Genomic DNA, 1244 nt, shown 5'->3' on the forward strand with positions numbered 1-1244 from the left:
CGGCCGGATCGGCGGGGCCGACCGCACCATCGTGGTGTCCAGACCGAGTCTGGCACCGCGGTTTTTCGGCCGTGTTACGAGCGCATGAGCCCGGTGTGCCGGGCTTGGGCGACCCGCGCCGCGAGCAGATCGAGTGCCTCGGTACTCAGCCTGCCGTGGACCCGCAGGCGGGCGATTCCGCCGTCCGGGAACACGTCGAGCCGGACGAACCGCACCAGATCCGCCGCACCCGGTTCTGCACCCGGCTCCGCTCCCGACCCCGACCCCACCAGGTAGCGGTGCCGACAGTCCGGTTGCAGTGGCGTTCGTGGAACGAGGTCCACCCACCGGTCAGGGTGCTCGAGGTCCTCCGCGCGAGCGATGCCACGAAGCGACGCCGACCCCGGGGCATTACCGACGTAATAGGAGGTGTCGATCTCCACATGGTCGACCGTTCCCTGGCCCGCGAGCGCCACCGTCACGTGGTCGTTGCCCCCGTCGCGCCGCCGGGCGTTCTCCCAGCCCTCACCCATGATGCGGGAGCGGCCGGGGGCGATGATGTTGGCCGGCGAGGAGTAGAACAGGTCCGAGCAGTCGACCACCCGGCCCCCGTTCTCGGCGGCCGCGAGGTCGACGGTTCCACCAAGGAACGCAGGGTCAGGGGTCGGTTCGCCGTGAACCCGCAGCCGCGCGACACCTCCGTCGGGGATCATCCGCAGGCGCACGTGGGTCACGGACACGGGGTCAGACACCGCGAAGAGGTTGCGGGTGTCCCCCTCCGCGGCCGCCGCAGGCACCAACGGCCGCCAGTGGGCACCCGGGAGTTCATCGGTGCCCGGGTAGCCGTCGATCCAGGCACCGTCCACGGCGACCTGCGGAGGGAAGTTGCCGCGGAAGAAGGCGGTGTCCACCACGACCCCGCGCACCACGCCCGGCACGCCCAGGCGGACGATCGCCGCGTCCTGGCCGGGCGAGCGCCGCCGACGGGTCTCCCAGCCGTCATAGACCTTGCCTTTGTGTCCGAACAGGTCCGGGTCGAACACCGGCTCGGAGGGCAGGATCAGGTTCTCCTTCTCGGCGAAGAACTCGTCATCGGCGTACACCACACTGCCGGCCAGCGCGCGGGAGGCGAGGTCGGGTAGGGCGAGGAACTCGGGGTCGGTCATCCGAGGGGCTCCGTTCGTGAGAGCGATGGCGCGCCGGTCCGGGCGGGCGCGGCAGTGGGCAGGTCAGCGGGCGGGGCGAGCGGGTCAGCGGGCGGGGCG

At 71.7% G+C, this 1244-nt stretch carries 1 protein-coding gene; it reads right to left on the minus strand.

Going from position 1 to position 1244, the window contains the following annotated elements; all coding sequences use genetic code 11:
• Nucleotides 1-74: 74 nt before the first annotated feature.
• Nucleotides 75-1145 carry an allantoicase gene (gene alc / locus G6028_RS15690; RefSeq protein WP_182659428.1) on the minus strand — a complete coding sequence of 357 codons (1071 nt, stop codon included), beginning with the start codon at nt 1143-1145 and terminating at the stop codon, nt 75-77.
• Between the last annotated feature and the right edge of the window lie 99 nt (nt 1146-1244).

It is taken from the genome of Dietzia cercidiphylli (genome assembly GCF_014145145.1).
Taxonomy (GTDB): Bacteria; Actinomycetota; Actinomycetes; order Mycobacteriales; family Mycobacteriaceae; genus Dietzia; species Dietzia natronolimnaea.

Coding starts and splice junctions, on each gene's coding strand:
- alc (WP_182659428.1), bottom strand. CDS start 1,145: ATGACCGACCCCGAGTTCCTCGCCCTACCCGACCTCGCCTCCCGCGCG.